The organism is Parafilimonas terrae, from assembly GCF_900115755.1.
Taxonomy (GTDB): Bacteria; Bacteroidota; Bacteroidia; order Chitinophagales; family Chitinophagaceae; genus Parafilimonas; species Parafilimonas terrae.
Window position 1 is genome coordinate 18,139 of sequence record NZ_FOXQ01000004.1, and the last position, 17,340, is coordinate 35,478.

Consider the following 17,340-nt stretch of genomic DNA (forward strand, 5'->3'; position numbering starts at 1 on the left):
AATAATATTATTCCTGCGCACCAAAATCAAACAAAAGGCTGAAGCGCAAAGTATTTGATAAAGGGTTTCTTGTAACGCCATTGCCGGATGGGGCAAGATAAGAGAAGTTGAAACCATATATCTGGTATTTTATACCAACGCCCGCCGTAAAATAACTGCGGTTGCCCATTTGTTTTGTTTCCTTATAATAACCTGCACGGATGGAGAACATATTATCATAAGTATATTCTGCGCCCAAAGAACCTGAATAAGCATTATCACTAAAAGATTTAAACCAACTGCTGAAAACGCTCTGCGAATGATATTCATTAATGGCTGCATCATCGGCATCGGTATCTCCGGTCAGCTTGGGAAAGGCAGGCACCAGTAATTTATTTACTTCTGCCGCCAGCGTAAACTTATGCATCTCCTGGAAAGCCCAGGTATAGGCGCCGCCAAGACCCATGTTTGCAGGAATGTAATCTTTGGTTTCGGCATTATCGGTGTAACCTATTTTACCGCCAAGGTTTGAAAGAGAAAGGCCGTAAGTAAAGCCCTGCCCGTCTTCAGTAGTATTATCGCCGTATAAAGAAAGATCAGCAGCTACTGTGCTTCCGGCTTTATAGGCAACGCCGTTATTTGGCGGAGCGCCATTAGCCAGGTCAGAATTTATATACCTTAATGCCACGCCTAAACCTAACGTACTGGATATTTTTCTTGAATATCCCAAATCAATAGCAAATTCAAATGGACGGCCAGAACCTGTGGGAGTGCCTGTAAAATCTGTAAAATCTATATTGCCCAGGTTAAAATATCTTATGCCTGCAGAAAAAGCCTGGTCCTCATCTAATTTATGATAACCTGCCAGCGTAATCATATACACATCTTTGGCAATGTCTTGCAGCCAGGGTGTATAGGTTACACTCACCGCCGTTGGCGATGTGGTAAAAGGTGTTTTAGCAATATTCCAGAAAGCTGAATTGGCATCGGGGCTTATGGCTATACCTGCATCGCCCATACCACCGGCACGTGCATCCGGGGAAATTCTAAGGAATGGGGTTGCGGTTGTTATAATATCATTTTGTGCAAATGCAGGAGACAGTAAGCAGCAACCCGCCAGCAATAAACAAGCCGGGGCCAGTAATTTTTTTCGCATCATTCGTTTGTTTTAATCATTTTGGTTTATCGTCATATTGGCTTTTAGGGCTAACTGACTAATGCGTATAATTTATTCTATAGAAGTATTTAAGACGATTAAAAATAGCTGGTTAGTATGGCAAATATGTAATATTTTTCAATTTTTTACTAATAATACGTAAAAAAGAATCCAAAGGCGGCTTACATTATGGCCTCTTATTTTTTTCCCTTATTGTCTTGTAAATTTTTATAGCGCTCATTAATAATACTACAAAGCAAACCAGCCCAACCAGCCCCCAAACAAAACTCATGCTTTGCTTTACCGTGGCCAGCATTACAATAGCCACCAAAAAAATAGTAGCCACTTCATTCCATATACGCAATTGCTGGGAACTATATTTAAACACACCGCTTATTTGCTGCTTAAATATTTTATGAATCGAAAAATGGTAGGCATATAATAACAATACAAAACAAAGCTTTACCAGCAGCCAGCGGCCGGGTTCGGTAAAAAGAGCAGGGCCCCATCCGCCAAAATGTAAAACCAGCGAGCCAAAAATTAAGGTAAGAATAGCCGATGGCCAGGTAATACCAAACCAAAGCCTTTTCATCATGATAGCAAACTGATCATGCAATGCCTGTTTTACAGCCGGTTCTTTGTCATTGGCCTCTGTATTATAAATAAAAAGCCTTGGCATATAAAACATACCTGCAAACCATGTTACCACAAAAATGATATGTATTGCTTTCAAGTATTGATATGACATAATGCATCGTATTTAAAAGCGTTTGAATTATTTATTAAAGCTGATGACGGGTTATCAGCCCGGCGCTTTCCAGGTGAAATAATTATGTGCTGCCAATTAAAGCATCAGGTGGTAAACATCATTTCTATTAATCCAAACAGCTTATTATTCAAACAACATTTCTGTGCTGCCATTAAAATAATCCTTTATCCAGTTGGTTACAGTTTGCACCCATAAAGGCTGCGTATTCATGCATGGAATAAACTCAAAAGATTCACCGCCTGCATCTAAAAAAATTTGCCTTGCCTGAATGGCAATTTCTTCCAGCGTTTCCAAACAATCGCTTACAAATGCAGGGCACACAACCAGCAATCTTTTTATGCCTTCGCCAGGCAAATCAGGCAGCCGTTCCTGCGTGGAAGGTAACAGCCAGGGATCTTTACCCAGCCTTGACTGGTAAGTTTGCTCTATTTTTTCTTCCGGTATGTTTAATGCTTTCGCCACAAGCTCGGTTGTAACAATGGTTTGATGGCGATAACAGAATTTATGTGCTGGTGAAGCCACATGGCAGCACCGGTTTACCTGCAGGCAATGCTGGCCGGTTATATCACTTTTCCTGATATGCCTTTGGGGCAAACCATGATAACTGAATAAAATTTTATCGTAATCCCTTTGCAGGTATGGCTTTATGCTTTCACTTAAAGCATAAATAAACTGTTCATTATTATAAAACGGTTTTATTGTTTTAAGCACTGAAGCATAATTCTTTTTCTTATGCTGATGTTTAATGTCTTCAACCGCAGTTTCATAACTGCTCATGGCATAATGCGGGTATAAAGGCAGCAGCAAAATTTCTTTAAGCTGCGGATTTTCTTCATGCAGCTTTTTTAATACAGATGCCGCAGAAGGGTTCTGATAACGCATCACGAGTTCTACAGGCTCTTCAAAATTTGCCTGCACTGCTTTTTGCAATTGCTCGCTTATTACAATTAAAGGCGAGCCTTCTTTCATCCATATTTTGCTATAAGCTTCGGCAGAATTTTTTGCCCTGAAGGGAACAATAATGCCTCTTACAAGCAATGTCCTTAACAAAAAAGGTTTATCAATCACCCGCCCGTCCATTAAAAATTCATTGAGGTATCTCTTTACATCTTTTACGTCTGTAGAATCGGGCGAACCGAGATTCATTAATATTATCGCACGGGTATGCTGGTTCATAAAGCCGCAAAAGTAAAGCCTGTTTTGCTGAAACAATACTTTCTATGTACTTCAATCCCAAATAAAAAGGAACAGTACTGCCGCAACTTAAAATGCCTGAGCCGGAATTCTTCAAAACATGACATATAAATGACACTTCAACTGATTTTAATCATGTTTATAGGATGGTTGCAAACTAATTTTGCGACGTTTGATATAACAGGATGGATATATATAAATTTTGCGTAGCAGGAATAAATTACAAAAAAGCAGATGCTGAATTGCGCAGCTCGTTTGCTGTAAATAATGATCAATATTCTTCTATTCTTAAAAATGCCCCTTTATTTGGATTGAAAGAGGTTTTTGTGCTTTCAACCTGCAACAGGACAGAAATATACGGGCTTACTGAAAATGCTGATGATCTCATCAGCCTGCTTTGTGCAGAAACACCGGGCAGCGCGGAAGCTTTTGCAAAATCGGCTTACATAAAAAAAGGCCGTGAAGCAATAGAACATCTTTTTGATGTGGCTGCCGGGCTTGATTCCCAGATTCTCGGTGATTATGAAATTGTGGGCCAGATAAAATCTGCCGCCAAGTTTTCAAGGCAGCATGGTTTTCTCGGTGCATATTTAGACCGCCTGGTGAACAGTGTTCTGCAATCGTCAAAGCTTATTAAAAATAATACAGCATTAAGCGGCGGCACTGTTTCTGTTGCATTTGCCGCAACACAATACATTAAGAAGCACGTAAAAAATATCAGCGATAAAAAAATATTATTGCTGGGCACAGGAAAAATCGGCAGCAGCGCCTGCAAAAATCTTGTGGATTATCTCGGCACAAAAAATATTATGCTTATAAACCGTTCTCCTGAAAAAGCAATAGGGCTTGCAACGGAGCTTGGTTTAAAAACAGCTTCTATTGATAATGTTGAAAACGAAGTGAATGCGGCCGACATTATTGTAGTAGCCACCAACGCAGCAGAGCCCGTAGTACTTGCTTCACACATCACCTCACATCAACCCAAATTAATCATTGACCTTTCTATTCCGTTTAATGTGGAAGAAAGCGTAAGGCATCTGCCGGGCGTTCAACTGGTGAATGTAGATGAATTATCGAAGCTGAAAGATGAAACGCTTAAAAAGCGGGAGGCTGAAGTGCCAAAAGCGAAGGCCATCATTGCTGAATCGATGCAGGATTTTATTGAATGGTATTATATGCGCAGGCATGTACCCATGCTGAAAGACCTGAAGCTAAAATTAAAAGAACTGCATTCTTATACTTTTATTCCCGATGCAGATAACCCGCTTTGTGAATCCAAGATCAATATTAAAATTCAGCGCGTGGTAAACGAAACAGCCTGCAAAATAAAAGAAACAAATACCAAAGGCTGCCATTACATTGCTGCAATAAATGATTTTATTTGCACTGCATAAATCATGGCGAATACAATTATTAGAATAGGTACGAGAGAAAGCCCGCTGGCCGTTTGGCAGGCAACACAGGTGCAAAACCTGCTTACTTCACAGAACATACAAGCAGAACTGGTATATATAAAAAGTGAAGGCGATACAGATTTGATTACGCCTTTATATGCGTTAGGCGTTCAGGGTATTTTTACCAAAGCGCTGGATGCTGCTTTGCTGAACAACAGGATTGATATTGCCGTTCATTCCATGAAAGATGTGCCTGTGCAAATGGCGGAAGGCATTGTTCAGGCTGCCGTTTTAAAACGTGCATCTTATAAAGACGTGTTTGTTTATAAAGACAAAACTGATCTTGAAAAGATTGGTTATATAAATAATGCATGGAGCAATTACTCACCACTTACAATCCACAACGCACAACTCACCATTGCCACCAGCAGCGTCCGGCGTATTGCACAATGGTTAAACCGCTATCCCAATACAGTTATTGAAAACCTGCGCGGTAATGTAAATACCCGCTTAAATAAAGTGCAAACCAATAACTGGAACGGCGCCATTTTCGCTGCCGCCGGAATAGAACGCATTAATTTAAGGCCTGAAAATTCAGTTGATATTGACTGGATGCTGCCTGCACCTGCACAGGGCGCTATTGTTGTTGTTTGCAGAAAAGATGATGAAGCAATATTTAATGCATGCAACAATTTTAATGATAAGGCCACAGCCTTGTGTGTAAAAATTGAAAGGGATTTTCTAAAAACTTTAATGGGCGGATGTTCAACACCGATAAGTGCTTTGACGAAAGTTGAAGACAATACAGTTATATTCAATGGGAATATATTATCAACAGACGGAAAGCAAAAAGTGGAAGTAAATAAAAGAGTTGCTTTGAACGAAGCCGCAGCACTTGGTACGCTTGCCGGTGAAGAAGTTTTGCAAAACGGCGGTGATAAAATTATTGAGCAAATTCGCAATGCTGGCAAATAATCCTTCTATATTAATTACAGGCGAAATTGATGAAGCCTTAATACAACAACTTACTTCCAAAGGTTTTAATGTTGATGTTATTCCATTCATTAAAACAGAGAGCATTCAATCAGCAATTATTCAACAGGAAATTGAACACATTGCGACCATTGATGCAATAATTATTTTTACAAGCAGCCATGCTGTTGAAGCTATATCACATCTTTTATCAAACAAAAAAATCAACTGGAAGGTTTATTGTGTTGGCGAAAAAACAAAATATGTAATTGAGCACTTACTGCCGGCTGTAAGCGTAGCAGATTATGCAGATAATGCCATTCATCTTTCACAAAAAATAATAAGCACTAATAGTATAAACGAGGTTTATTTTTTTTGTGGCGACAAGAGAATGGATACCTTACCGCGATTGCTTGCCAGCAATAATATAACTGTGCATGAAGTACAGGTTTACACCACTACTATTTTTGAATATGCACTTAACCGTTACTATGATGTTGTTTTATTCTTTAGCCCGAGTGCGGTGCGGGGTTTCTTTACATCAAATACAATAGATGAAAAGACTGCTTTGTTTGCTATAGGCAATACAACCGCAAACGAAATAAAACGATATACTTCAACCAATATTATTATAAGCGAAAAGCCCGGTAAGAAAGAATTAATTGAAAAGCTGGTTGAATTTTTTGAATAAAAAAAGCCTGCTTATTCAGCAAGCTTTTTATTGATGATAGAACGTTTATTGATTGATCGCAGCCAGCGCATTCAATTTACCATAGCCAAAATTTCTGTTCTTCTTTGGGTAACCACTTGCCGTTGTTGTAAGCCGTTGTACAATTTGTTCTCTTGTTTCTGTTGGATGTGCCGCCCACACAAGCGCTGCAATGCCTGCTGATGTTGCCGTTGCAACAGATGAGCCGCCAACTGTTGTTGGCACATTGCCACTTATGGCATTGGCAATAGGGCTCATATTGTCGCTGGTTTTATTCATCACGATCACAAAATCAATCTGCCGGCCTTTATGGCAATCGCCGCATGCTTTTAATGTAGCTGTATTTTTTACACCGGTTATAGCCTGCACCTGTGGTAAAGTTGCAGGGAAGGTTACGCCAACCCATGAAGTAAAATCGGTTGAAGTTCCGCCTGCACAAAACATCAGTTTTCCTTTATTGTAAGCATACATAATGGCATCTTTTATTTGAGAAGCCCCTGTTATGCGGCCAAGGCTTAAACTGATTATTTTAATGGAAGCATCATCAGCCGCATACGTATAAGCATCTGCAACACCTTTAACTTCTGAGCCATCAATTATCACATCGTTAGCGGCTTTACAAACAACAAGGTTGCTGTTATAAGCCACACCGCACGAATTTCCATTCGTGCACCGCGGTGCAGTTGCTGTGCTCGTCATTGTAGTGCCATGCCCGCAATTATCATTTGTATTGGCTGTTTTTGGAAGGGTAACTATTTTCTCTAAAGTCCTGCCGGAAGAATAACCCTGGTTAAAGCCGTTGTTCATATTATCCTGGTCGGGGCTAAGGCCGGTATCAATTACCATTATTTTTATACCGGCGCCGGTGCTTAATGCCCATGCAGCCGGTATATTATGATAACTGTAATTCCATGATTGTTTTGCACCCGGTGCAATGGTTATATAATCATCGCCTTCCTGCAAATTGGTGGCGCCTGTGTAACCGCCGCAGCCTGCACCAAGCGAAGCACTTAACTGCGCATCCAGGTCAGCATCATAATTTCCGGGCTCATAGCCTATTGGCTCAGCATAACGGATAAGCTTACTGTTGCGCAGCATTTTAAATGTGCTGAAATTATCAATGCGCACATCAATAACCGGCAGCTTATTTTCTTTCCAAACCTCTATATCTACTGCTTTTAAACCAGGATGCAGCAATCTTTCCTGCTGCAATATCATTTGTATAACCTGCGTTTTTACAGCGCTCCATTTATTATCGTGAATATTAATTTTTGCAATACGTTCCTCAATATTGTTTTCGCTTAAAGGTTTATAACCCACGGAAACAATATGATGAGGACTGTGCATGACGGCGCTGAATGCCATTAAATCTGAAGCATCGCTCCAGTTAAATTCACCTTTTTCGTTGATTGTTTTTGTAATGAAGGCGTTTATTTGTGCTGGCGTCATCAGTTGTGTTTGCACTTCTTCAACCGATGCACTGTTAACTTCATTTGAAGTTGACATTTTATTACAGGCCGCAAAAAGTAATACGCATGCAAGCAATGCAGGAGACAGCTTTTTCATAGTAGTTGCGTTAAAATAGCAGTTAATAAAGCAGTAAGTTACACGTATTAGTTATTAATACAAATTAATATTTGTGATTCTCTACATGCTTGAAAGCATTGGCTATAATCATTTGCTGAATAAATTCCGGTACAAGCCTGCTGATGTGGTAAGATAGTTTATTTATAAATCCCGGGATAATTCTTGCCCTGCCTTTCAGCATTTCTTCTATGGCTTCTTTTGCCACTTCTTCAGGCAGTAAAATGGATAGCTTTGCCATGCCTTTTAATTCTCTATTGCAGGCAATGGTATTGGCATTACTGTCGGTGCCGCCGGGGCATAAAACGCTCACATTAATATTATGCTGTTTTAGTTCAAGCCTTAGCGAACGGCTGAAATAATAAATGTATGCTTTGGATGCTATATAAACTGTTTTACCGGGAATCATATAGAAACCGCCCATGCTGCTTGTGTTCATTATATGCGATGGCGCATTGGCTTTCAGTTCAGGCAAAAACAAACGCGTAAGCATGGTGGCTGCATGAATGTTCAGTTCAAGCTGGCGTTCATAAAAAATAGTTTCGGTGTGTTCAAAATCGCCTTTGCTGCCAATGCCAACATTATTAATAAGGATATTGATGTTGTAATTATTTTCTTTCACCCATTTATATACAGCGCAAAAAGATTGGGGCTTGCTTAAATCAGCACCCAGGCCGCAGCATTCTATATTCTTAAAAGTTGATTGTATTTCATTAACCGTGTTTTCCAGCTCAGCGCCGGGCAGTGCAACCAACAATAAATTCATATTTCTTTTAGCGCATTCAAAAGCAAGCGCTTTACCTATACCAGCTCCTGCACCTGTAATCAAAGTGTACATCTTCATTATTGCTGCTTCTTTATTTTATATTGTTAAGAGCAAATTAAACAGGTTAATAATATTTCTTCTTATAAATATGTGAAGAGAAAGAATTAACCCAAAACGCAGGATAAACTTTAAAAGTATAATTCAAAGCTATCAATTTTCATTATGGCATTTAGTCCGGATTATTTTTCAGCCATTCAACCGTTTTCTTCAACCCTTCTTCCAGCGATATAAAACTATAACCGAGTTCACGCTGCGCTTTACTGCTGTCAACATCCCAGTTGTAATAATATTTTCTTATCCATGGCGGCGTAAGCAATGGTGGCCTGCCCGTTAGTTTCGAATATAGTTCAATTACATTACCTGCAAACATCATTGTCCACACAGGAAATTTTATCAATGTATGTTTCCCACCTGTAATCTGCGCCAGCAAATTAAAGAATTCAATGTACGATGCATTTACACCACCCAGGTTATACCGCTCTCCTGCCCTTCCTTTCTGCATGGCAAGAATATGGCCGTTCACAATATCATCAATATATACATAGCTTCCTGTGCGTTTGCCATCGCCCGGCATAATTTTCCATTTGCCCGACATATATAATTTTACCAGCCTTGTAACAGCATTACTTTCGGTTATAATGCCTGGCCCGTAAATACGCGGCGGATTTAATGTAACGATGCGCAGGCCATATTTGTTACAATATTCTTTTGCCAGTTCTTCAGCCTGGGTTTTGGTGGCTTCATAAATTGTAAAAGGCTTGCCTATTCTTCTATCTTCTTCTTTCACCGGCCTGCGGCCTGATGGCCCAAGTGTGCCGCCGGTTGAAGTGAATACAATATTATTAATATTGTTTTTCAATGCAGCATCAAACACATTTTTGGCGCCTGCCACATTAAGCCTGTAAAAAGTGGAAGCATCTTTCGCCCACACCCGCGCATAAGCAGCCAGGTGATAAACCTGTTCGCAACCCTGCATGGCTTCATCCATTGAGTCAACATCAGTAATATCTCCCTTAAAAATTTTTATGTTGGAATGCTGTAAAACCGGGGTATTCACATCCCGGCATAAAGCATGTATAATATTTCCATCACCGGCAAGCTTTTTAGCAAGGTTATTTCCAACATAACCGGTGGCGCCTGTTATAAAAATTTTCATCAATCAATTGTTCTGAATAAAATACATGAGCTTGAAAAACAGCATTATTATTGTTGCCCTGCTGCAAGGATAAGCAAGTAATTGGCTACCGAAAAATTTTTATTACGAAAAAATTTGTATAAAAAATATTTTTATTGCTCATTAAATAAGCCCAAAGTATATAAGATTGAAAAATTTTATATGGGCTGTAAATCTTTATTTTTGCGGCTTACGAAAGGAAATTTTTGCATGAAGAAGATAGAACTTGAAATTGTTGCATTATCGCATAGCATCACACAAACGCATTCGTATGCGGTTGTTTTGGGTGAAGTAAACGGGTTGCGGCGGTTGCCCATTGTTATTGGCGGTTTTGAAGCCCAGGCTATCGCCGTTGCACTTGAGCGCATGCAGCCCAGCCGCCCGCTTACACACGACCTTATGAAAAATTTTATGTATGCCTTTCATATAGAGTTGATGGAAATAGTGATCAACGATTTGCAGGAAGGCATTTTTTATTCAAAGCTCGTATGCGTAAATGAACATGACACTATTGAGATTGACAGCCGCACCAGCGATGCTTTAGCGCTTGCCGTGCGGTTCGGATGCCCCATTTATACCTATGAAAACATACTGGAAAATGCAGGCATTTTAATGGAAGATGAAGCCCGGCAAAAGAAATCTGACATTACCGTTGAAGATTCCGGGTCTTCCGCCGGCGACAAAGATTTAAGCAGGATGAGTTTGGATGACCTGCAAAAATTGCTCTCTGAAGTTCTGGAACATGAAGATTACATCCGCGCTATTGAAATAAGAGATGAAATAAACAAGCGCAAGTAATATTCAATTTTTTGCTTTGATAGTTTTTCCCAATTGCAAAATAAATATCGGCCTAAGTATTATTGGCAAAAGAAGCGACGGGTATCATAACCTCGAAACCGTTTTTTATCCCTTGCCTTTCTATGATGTGCTGGAAGTAATTCATCATTCCGGCCAGCACGAAGATTACACTTTAACCACTTCAGGAATTGAAATTGAAGGCGCCGCTGAAAACAATCTTTGCGTAAAAGCATACCGGCTTTTAAAACATGATTTTCCGCAATTGCCTTCAGTAAAAATTCATCTGCATAAAGCTATTCCTTCGGGTGCCGGCTTAGGCGGCGGCAGCGCTGATGGTGCTTTTATGCTAATGCTTTTGAATGATAAATTCAAACTGCATCTCACGGAAGAAAAATTATTGCAATATGCGCTGATGCTGGGCAGCGATTGTCCGTTTTTCATCATCAATAAACCATCGTTTGCACAGCAGCGTGGTGAAGTAATGCAACCGGTTCAGCTTGATTTATCCGGGTATCATTTAATGTTGATTAATCCACTCATTCACGTAAACACAGGCTGGGCATTTTCACAGGTTGATTATTCAGGTTCCAATAATATAAAAAGCATAATTGAGCAACCGGTTGAAACCTGGCAGGGAAAACTGGAAAACGCTTTTGAGCAACCTGTTTTTGAAAAATATCCCGAGATTAAAATCATTAAAAACGTGCTTCTTAAAAATGGGGCTTTGTTTGCTTCAATGAGCGGCAGCGGCAGCAGCGTGTATGGTATTTTCAGCAACCCGGCAGATATCGATCTCAATGTATTTCCATCGCATTACTTTGTACAGCAATTAGCATTGTAAAGCTGCTTTATGGATAAAGTAAATTATTTAAAGACTGTAACAAGCATTCTTGTAATTGCTCTCCTCATTTTATTTCCACATTTCGCTCACTTGCCTTTTGCTTCTTATGTTGTTGTATGCTTCCTGATAATTATTATTTATTTAAAAACACAGTATAAAACGCTTGGCTACATCGGGCTTAAACGAAAAGGCTTATCTGTTCACACTTTTATAGTTGGCGTTCTTTCAGCCATTCTTTGGATGGCTTTTGTAAAATTCATTTATCTTCCTTTCATAAATCATTTCTTTCAGGATTATATTAAGGCTTATACGGATTATGATTTTGTAAAAAATAATCTGAGCGGTTTATTAATTGCAACTATAGTGGCGTGGATAGCCGGGGGGTTTTATGAAGAAATTGCTTTCAGGGGATTTATTCAAAACATTATTCAAACATGGTTTTCAAAGTATAATTTTTCTTTTTGGCATGCTGGGCTTTTTACAAGTATTTTATTCGGCGTGTATCATTGGCAGCAGGGCATATTTGGTATAATCGGAGCCACCCTTGGCGGTTTGTATTGGTTATACCTGTTTAAAAAGTACAATAAAAATTTATGGTACCCCATTATATCGCATGCCGTGTATGACACAATAGCATTGACAATGATTTATTTTGATGTACTCAATAACTAATCACTGCTATAAAACTGTTGCACATTTGCGCTGAAAAGGAATATGGATCCAGCGATACTTTAATCGCCAGGCAACAGTAAAAAATTGAATGGTTTATGGTCCGGCTCATTTAATAAGCGCTTTGATTAAGCCGCCTGTTTAAAAGCTTTGCCCGAACAACTTAACTTTTGTTATTTATCCCGAATCCATTATCTAATATTTGTGTATTTATTACACTATACATACTTTCGTTAATAGGCTCCCCTGGAAAACATAGTTTGTATTTTTTTAAATTAAATTTTTATTCATTGGAAACCGGACAGCAAAAGAATGACAAACAGCAAAGTGCTGTTTCCATAAATAACCTGGAAGAAAACCCATCCGCCCCGAAAGCAGTAAAAAAATCAGCGGAAAAAAAGGCAAAATCTGCCGGGCCTAAAAAGGCTGCCAAACAGGCTGCAGGCAATAAGCCCAAAGCTGCAGTTAAAAAGTCAGCTCCAAAAAAGGCTTCAGCCATTGTTGAAACCAAAGAAAAGGCTCCTAAAAAAGTTGCTAAATCAGTTAAAAAAACGGCTGCAACAAAAATAATTTTCCAGCTTAAGTTTCATACTAAACCCGGCCAGTTGCTTTTTGTTACGGGCAATCATCCAATATTCGGCAATGAAAATATTGCAGATGCACTGCCGCTGCAATACCTTAACGAAGAAACCTGGGCTTCAACAGTTGACATAGATACAGCATCTGTGCCTGAACAGGGCATTCAGTACAATTACATTTTAAAGAATGAAGATGGTTCTGTTATGTACGACTGGGGCAATGATAAAACACTCATGCCCGGCTTATTTAAATATGAAGAAGTATTAATTGCCGATTCATGGAATTTTGCCGGTTATTACGATAATGCATTTTACACCGAGCCTTTTCAAAATGTATTGCTGAAAAATAATTATACTGAAATAAAAATTAAAGAGCCCAAAAAATTTACACACCAGTTCAGAATAAAAGCGCCCTTATTAAAAAAAGGAGAAACTATCTGCCTCTTAGGCTCTGCTGAAGAAACAGGAAAATGGACTGCAGAAACTCCTGTTTTATTAAGCAGGAAAGCCGGCGAAGACTTTCACAGTGTTTCACTCAATCTTGCCAACATCGACTTTCCGTTAATATATAAATATGGCGTTTACGATACTATTAATAAAAAATTCCTGCGTTATGAAGATGGTAAAAACCGCATACTCTTCCAGGCGCATGCGGCCGCAAAAAATAAAATAAGCATCATTAACGACGGGTTTATTATTCTGCCCGATAACACCTGGAAAGGCGCCGGTGTTTCCATACCTGTTTTTAGTTTACGAAGCAAAAGCAGTTGGGGCGTTGGTGAGTTTGCGGATATAAAATTATTGGTTGACTGGGCTAAGAAAACCGGTCTTCAGTTAATACAAGTATTGCCGGTGAACGATACCAATGCTACCGGCACGTGGAGCGACTCTTATCCTTATGCCGCTATTTCGGCTTTTGCATTGCATCCTATGTACATTAACCTGGATACGCTTGCCGCTAAGAAAAATAAAAAATTATTAGATGCAGCAAAAGAAGAAAGGCTGGCCCTGAATGAAAAAGATACGGTGGATTATGAAGCCGTAAACAATTTGAAATGGAAGCTGCTTAAAGAAATATATGCCCTGCAAAAAAAAGAAACTTTTGCTTCAGCAGCGTTCAAGGCTTTTTATAAAAAGAACCAGCATTGGCTGGCGCCATATTCCGCCTTTTGCTATTACAGGGATTTGTACAATACTTCCGATTTTAATAACTGGCCATCTAACAAAATCTTCAATGCAGATGAAGTAACCAAATTATTTGATAGCGCAAAAACGGCTGATGCGGTTTTGCTGCATTGTTTCATACAATATCATTTGCACCTGCAATTGCAGGAGGCCACTGCGTATGCGCACGAAAATGGTATAATTATTAAAGGCGATATTCCAATCGGTATTTACCGCTATGGCGCAGATGCCTGGCAGCACCCTGATTTGTTCAACATGCATTTACAGTCGGGTGCGCCGCCCGATGATTTTGCGGTAAAGGGCCAGAACTGGGGATTTCCAACTTACAACTGGCAGAAGATGGAAGCCGATCATTTTGCCTGGTGGCGTCAGCGTTTTGAACAAATGAGTTATTATTTTGATGCTTTTCGCATAGATCATATTCTTGGCTTCTTCCGCATCTGGAGCATTCCCATGCATGCGGTAGAAGGCATTATGGGGCATTTTGAACCCTGCATACCGGTGCATGTGCACGAGTTTCATCAAAGAAATATCTGGTTTGATTACGTGCGTTATACCAAGCCGTACATTACAGATCAACTATTGTATGATGAGGTGGGCGACGAAGCTGCACATTTCAAACAAACATACCTGAAAGCTAATGATGACGGCACTTACAGCCTGCTCGACGAATATGCAACACAACGAAAAGTTGAAGAACATTTTACGGCATTTGAAACAGCCGAACCTGATATTTGGGTAAAGCAAAAATTATTTGATCTTATTTCAAATGTTATTTTGTTTGAAGCAGAAGGAACAAACGGGCAGCAGTTTCATTTCCGCTTTTCAATTGAGGCAACCAAATCATTTCAATACCTCGATCAGCATAAACAAAACCAGCTAAAAGAATTATACATCGATTATTTCTTTCGCCGGCAGGATGAGTTCTGGAGAAAAGAAGCGCTTAAAAAACTACCTGCTTTAAAGCGCTCAACCAATATGCTTATTTGTGGTGAAGACCTTGGCCTCGTGCCAGGCTCCGTGCCTGAAGTGATGAAGCAGCTCGGGCTGCTCAGCCTTGAAATTCAGCGCATGCCCAAGCAGGTTGACAGGGAATTTTCTCATCCTGATGATGCACCTTATTTAAGTGTTGTTACGCCATCTACACATGACATGAGCACTATTCGTGGCTGGTGGGAAGAAGACCGTGCTAAAACACAACGTTTCTATAATTACCAGCTTGGCCAGTGGGGCGAAGCGCCTTATTTCTGCGAACCGTGGATTAACCGTGCAGTTATAATGCAGCATTTATATTCACCGGCCATGTGGAGTATTTTCCAGTTACAGGATATTTTGGGCATGAGTGAAGAACTGCGCAGGCAGAATCCAAATGAAGAACGCATTAACGTACCGGCCATTCCAAAACATTATTGGCGTTACCGCATGCATTTATTGCTTGAAGATTTATTGATTGCTGATGTGTTTAATGCAGAATTACATGGCAATATAGAAGCCTGCAACAGAACGGTTGAATGAACATTAACCTCTCTTCATAAATGAAAAGAGGTTAATTAAATTTATATCATCTCTCTTTGCAGGGAAGGTTTCTTCACTTCGTTGCGCATTTCATTATAATTTTTGGCAGCAGCAACAAACTCAACAAATAAAGGCGCAGGCTTTTCAACCGTGCTCTTTAATTCAGGATGGTATTGAACGCCAATAAAGAAAGGGTGATCTTTTACTTCCAGTATCTCTGCAAGGTTTGTATCAGGATTAATACCGCTCGCAATCATGCCGTTCTTTTCAAACTGGTCAAGATATTTGTTATTGAACTCATAACGGTGGCGATGTCTTTCGCTTATTAATGTTTTACCATAAATGCGATGCGCCAATGTGCCCGGTTTTATTTCACATGGATAAGCGCCCAAGCGCATTGTGCCGCCCATCTTTTTAATTTTCTTCTGTTCTTCCATCATATCTATAACCGGGTCGGGGGTTTGCAGGTCCATTTCTGTTGAATGCGCTTTCTCAATACCCAAAACATTACGGGCAAATTCAATGGCAGCCATTTGCATACCCAAACAAATACCAAAGAACGGGAGATTATTTTCACGGGCATATTGCACGGCAATAATCTTTCCTTCAATGCCACGCTTGCCAAAGCCCGGTGCAACCAGTAAACCATCAAGATGTTCAAGCTTTTCTTTTACATTTTGTTTGTTTAAGCTTTCGCTATGTACATCAATCACCTGCACTTTTACTTCATTCATAGCGCCGGCATGTATAAAACTTTCCAGGATAGACTTATATGCATCCTGCAGTTCCATATACTTGCCAATAAGCCCAATATTTACTTTACTCTTCGGGTATTTCAGTTTATCAAGAAAAACTTTCCAGTTTTTAAGGTCTGCTTCGGGAACAAGTGTTGTATTTAATTTCTTTAAAGTAATTATATCAAGTTTTTCCCGCAGCATGGTAAGCGGCACTTCATAAATAGTGGAGGCATCCATCGCTTCTATCACAGCTTCTGGTTTCACATTACAGAACAGGGCAATCTTTTTCTTCAGGTCATTATTCAAAGGTTCTTCTGTTCTGCAAACAATAATATCCGGATGCACGCCCGTTTCGCTCAGCATCTTTACACTATGCTGCGTTGGCTTTGTTTTTAATTCTTTTGCTGCACGTAAATAAGGGATTAAAGTAAGATGAATAACGCATACATCGCCTTCAGGCAACTCCCATTGCAACTGGCGCACTGCCTCTATAAATGGAAGGCTTTCAATATCGCCAACTGTGCCCCCGATTTCAGTGATTACAATATCGTAATTGCCATCATTGCCCAGCAATACCATGCGGCGTTTTATTTCATCTGTAATATGCGGAACAACCTGAACAGTCTTTCCCAAAAATTCACCGGCACGTTCTTTATCAATTACAGTCTGATAAATTCTGCCGGTAGTTACATTATTGGCCTGCGAAGTGTAAATATTTAGGAAACGTTCGTAGTGGCCAAGATCAAGATCAGTTTCTGCGCCATCTTCAGTTACATAACATTCACCATGTTCGTAAGGGTTTAATGTGCCGGGATCTATATTGATATAAGGGTCCAGCTTTTGAATTGTTACCCTGAAACCCCTTGCCTGTAACAGCTTTGCAAGCGACGCTGCAATAATGCCTTTACCTAAACTGCTTGTTACACCACCGGTAACAAAAATATATTTTGCCATAACTTAATTATTTATAGTTATAATAATTTAATGTTTAAGCGCTGTGCGCCTGGTGTTTTATTTTGTTACCGGCAGCAGCAAACCTGACAAATACCATTGCGTCGTATCAATTATGCTGCATGTATGTTTGTTCAACAAAAAAAGAAAACCCGCACAGTAAATTCTGTGTTTCGTTTTCATCAATCTTATTTTATGATTAGACTTCCGGTGACCGGAGAGAAGAAATTTCTCAGTGGTCATGCAAAGCTAAAATATATTTCTTGCGTTTAAAAATTTCGCTGTAAAAACTGCAATGAAAGTGGAAAA

The 17,340-nt window shown here is 39.7% G+C and carries 14 protein-coding genes; 7 read left to right on the forward strand and 7 right to left on the reverse strand.

The annotated features are described in order from the left end of the window. Positions 1-7: 7 nt before the first annotated feature. The 3 genes from porV to hemH all read right to left on the reverse strand — a co-directional run bounded on the left by porV (position 8) and on the right by hemH (position 3,080). Positions 8-1,138: a type IX secretion system outer membrane channel protein PorV gene (gene porV / locus BM015_RS08025; RefSeq protein ID WP_090657136.1), complete on the reverse strand. Its 1,131-nt coding sequence runs from the start codon at positions 1,136-1,138 to the stop codon at positions 8-10. Positions 1,139-1,322: 184 nt separating this feature from the next. After that, the gene (locus BM015_RS08030; RefSeq protein WP_090657138.1) at positions 1,323-1,883 is read right to left on the reverse strand and encodes a CopD family protein; all 561 of its coding nucleotides are present in this window, start codon (positions 1,881-1,883) and stop codon (positions 1,323-1,325) included. A 144-nt stretch (positions 1,884-2,027) separates the two neighbouring features. Next, complete coding sequence (hemH, locus tag BM015_RS08035; RefSeq protein ID WP_090657140.1) at positions 2,028-3,080, reverse strand: ferrochelatase; 1,053 nt, start codon at positions 3,078-3,080, stop codon at positions 2,028-2,030. A gap of 203 nt (positions 3,081-3,283) precedes the next feature. Here hemH and hemA point away from each other — a divergent pair, with 203 nt between their 5' ends. Genes hemA through BM015_RS08050 form a run of 3 tightly spaced genes read left to right on the forward strand, consistent with a single transcriptional unit; the run spans position 3,284 to position 6,155 of the window. Further along, a complete protein-coding gene (gene hemA / locus BM015_RS08040) occupies positions 3,284-4,492 on the forward strand; it encodes a glutamyl-tRNA reductase (protein WP_090657142.1) in 1,209 nt (402 codons plus the stop codon). A gap of 3 nt (positions 4,493-4,495) precedes the next feature. Continuing rightward, a complete protein-coding gene (gene hemC / locus BM015_RS08045; protein WP_090657144.1) occupies positions 4,496-5,467 on the forward strand; it encodes a hydroxymethylbilane synthase in 972 nt (323 codons plus the stop codon). Continuing rightward, positions 5,439-6,155 (forward strand): uroporphyrinogen-III synthase, encoded by a 717-nt coding sequence (locus BM015_RS08050; RefSeq protein ID WP_143075794.1) that lies wholly within the window; start codon positions 5,439-5,441, stop codon positions 6,153-6,155. The genes hemC and BM015_RS08050 overlap by 29 nt, the downstream gene beginning before the upstream one ends. 45 nt (positions 6,156-6,200) lie before the next feature. Here BM015_RS08050 and BM015_RS08055 read toward each other — a convergent pair whose 3' ends face one another. The 3 genes from BM015_RS08055 to BM015_RS08065 all read right to left on the reverse strand — a co-directional run bounded on the left by BM015_RS08055 (position 6,201) and on the right by BM015_RS08065 (position 9,739). Further along, a complete protein-coding gene (locus tag BM015_RS08055; protein ID WP_090657148.1) occupies positions 6,201-7,739 on the reverse strand; it encodes a S8 family peptidase in 1,539 nt (512 codons plus the stop codon). A 64-nt stretch (positions 7,740-7,803) separates the two neighbouring features. Continuing rightward, complete coding sequence (locus tag BM015_RS08060; protein ID WP_090657150.1) at positions 7,804-8,601, reverse strand: SDR family NAD(P)-dependent oxidoreductase; 798 nt, start codon at positions 8,599-8,601, stop codon at positions 7,804-7,806. Between the two features lie 151 nt (positions 8,602-8,752). Further along, on the reverse strand, positions 8,753-9,739 hold the full coding sequence (locus BM015_RS08065; protein WP_090657152.1) for an SDR family oxidoreductase: 987 nt from the start codon (positions 9,737-9,739) through the stop codon (positions 8,753-8,755). Positions 9,740-9,967: 228 nt separating this feature from the next. Here BM015_RS08065 and BM015_RS08070 point away from each other — a divergent pair, with 228 nt between their 5' ends. The 4 genes from BM015_RS08070 (at position 9,968) to BM015_RS08085 (ending at position 15,343) form a co-directional block, all read left to right on the forward strand. Beyond that, complete coding sequence (locus BM015_RS08070; RefSeq protein ID WP_090657642.1) at positions 9,968-10,555, forward strand: bifunctional nuclease family protein; 588 nt, start codon at positions 9,968-9,970, stop codon at positions 10,553-10,555. 16 nt (positions 10,556-10,571) lie between these two features. Further along, on the forward strand, positions 10,572-11,396 hold the full coding sequence (gene ispE / locus BM015_RS08075) for a 4-(cytidine 5'-diphospho)-2-C-methyl-D-erythritol kinase (protein WP_090657154.1): 825 nt from the start codon (positions 10,572-10,574) through the stop codon (positions 11,394-11,396). 9 nt (positions 11,397-11,405) lie between these two features. After that, the gene (locus BM015_RS08080) at positions 11,406-12,068 is read left to right on the forward strand and encodes a CPBP family intramembrane glutamic endopeptidase (protein ID WP_090657156.1); all 663 of its coding nucleotides are present in this window, start codon (positions 11,406-11,408) and stop codon (positions 12,066-12,068) included. A gap of 287 nt (positions 12,069-12,355) precedes the next feature. Next, entirely contained in the window at positions 12,356-15,343 is a 2,988-nt protein-coding gene (locus BM015_RS08085) for a 4-alpha-glucanotransferase (RefSeq protein WP_245751295.1), read from the forward strand. A 41-nt stretch (positions 15,344-15,384) separates the two neighbouring features. On the opposite strand, the gene BM015_RS08090 is transcribed toward BM015_RS08085, so the two are convergent. Continuing rightward, positions 15,385-17,034: a CTP synthase gene (locus BM015_RS08090; RefSeq protein WP_090657158.1), complete on the reverse strand. Its 1,650-nt coding sequence runs from the start codon at positions 17,032-17,034 to the stop codon at positions 15,385-15,387. Positions 17,035-17,340: the final 306 nt, after the last annotated feature.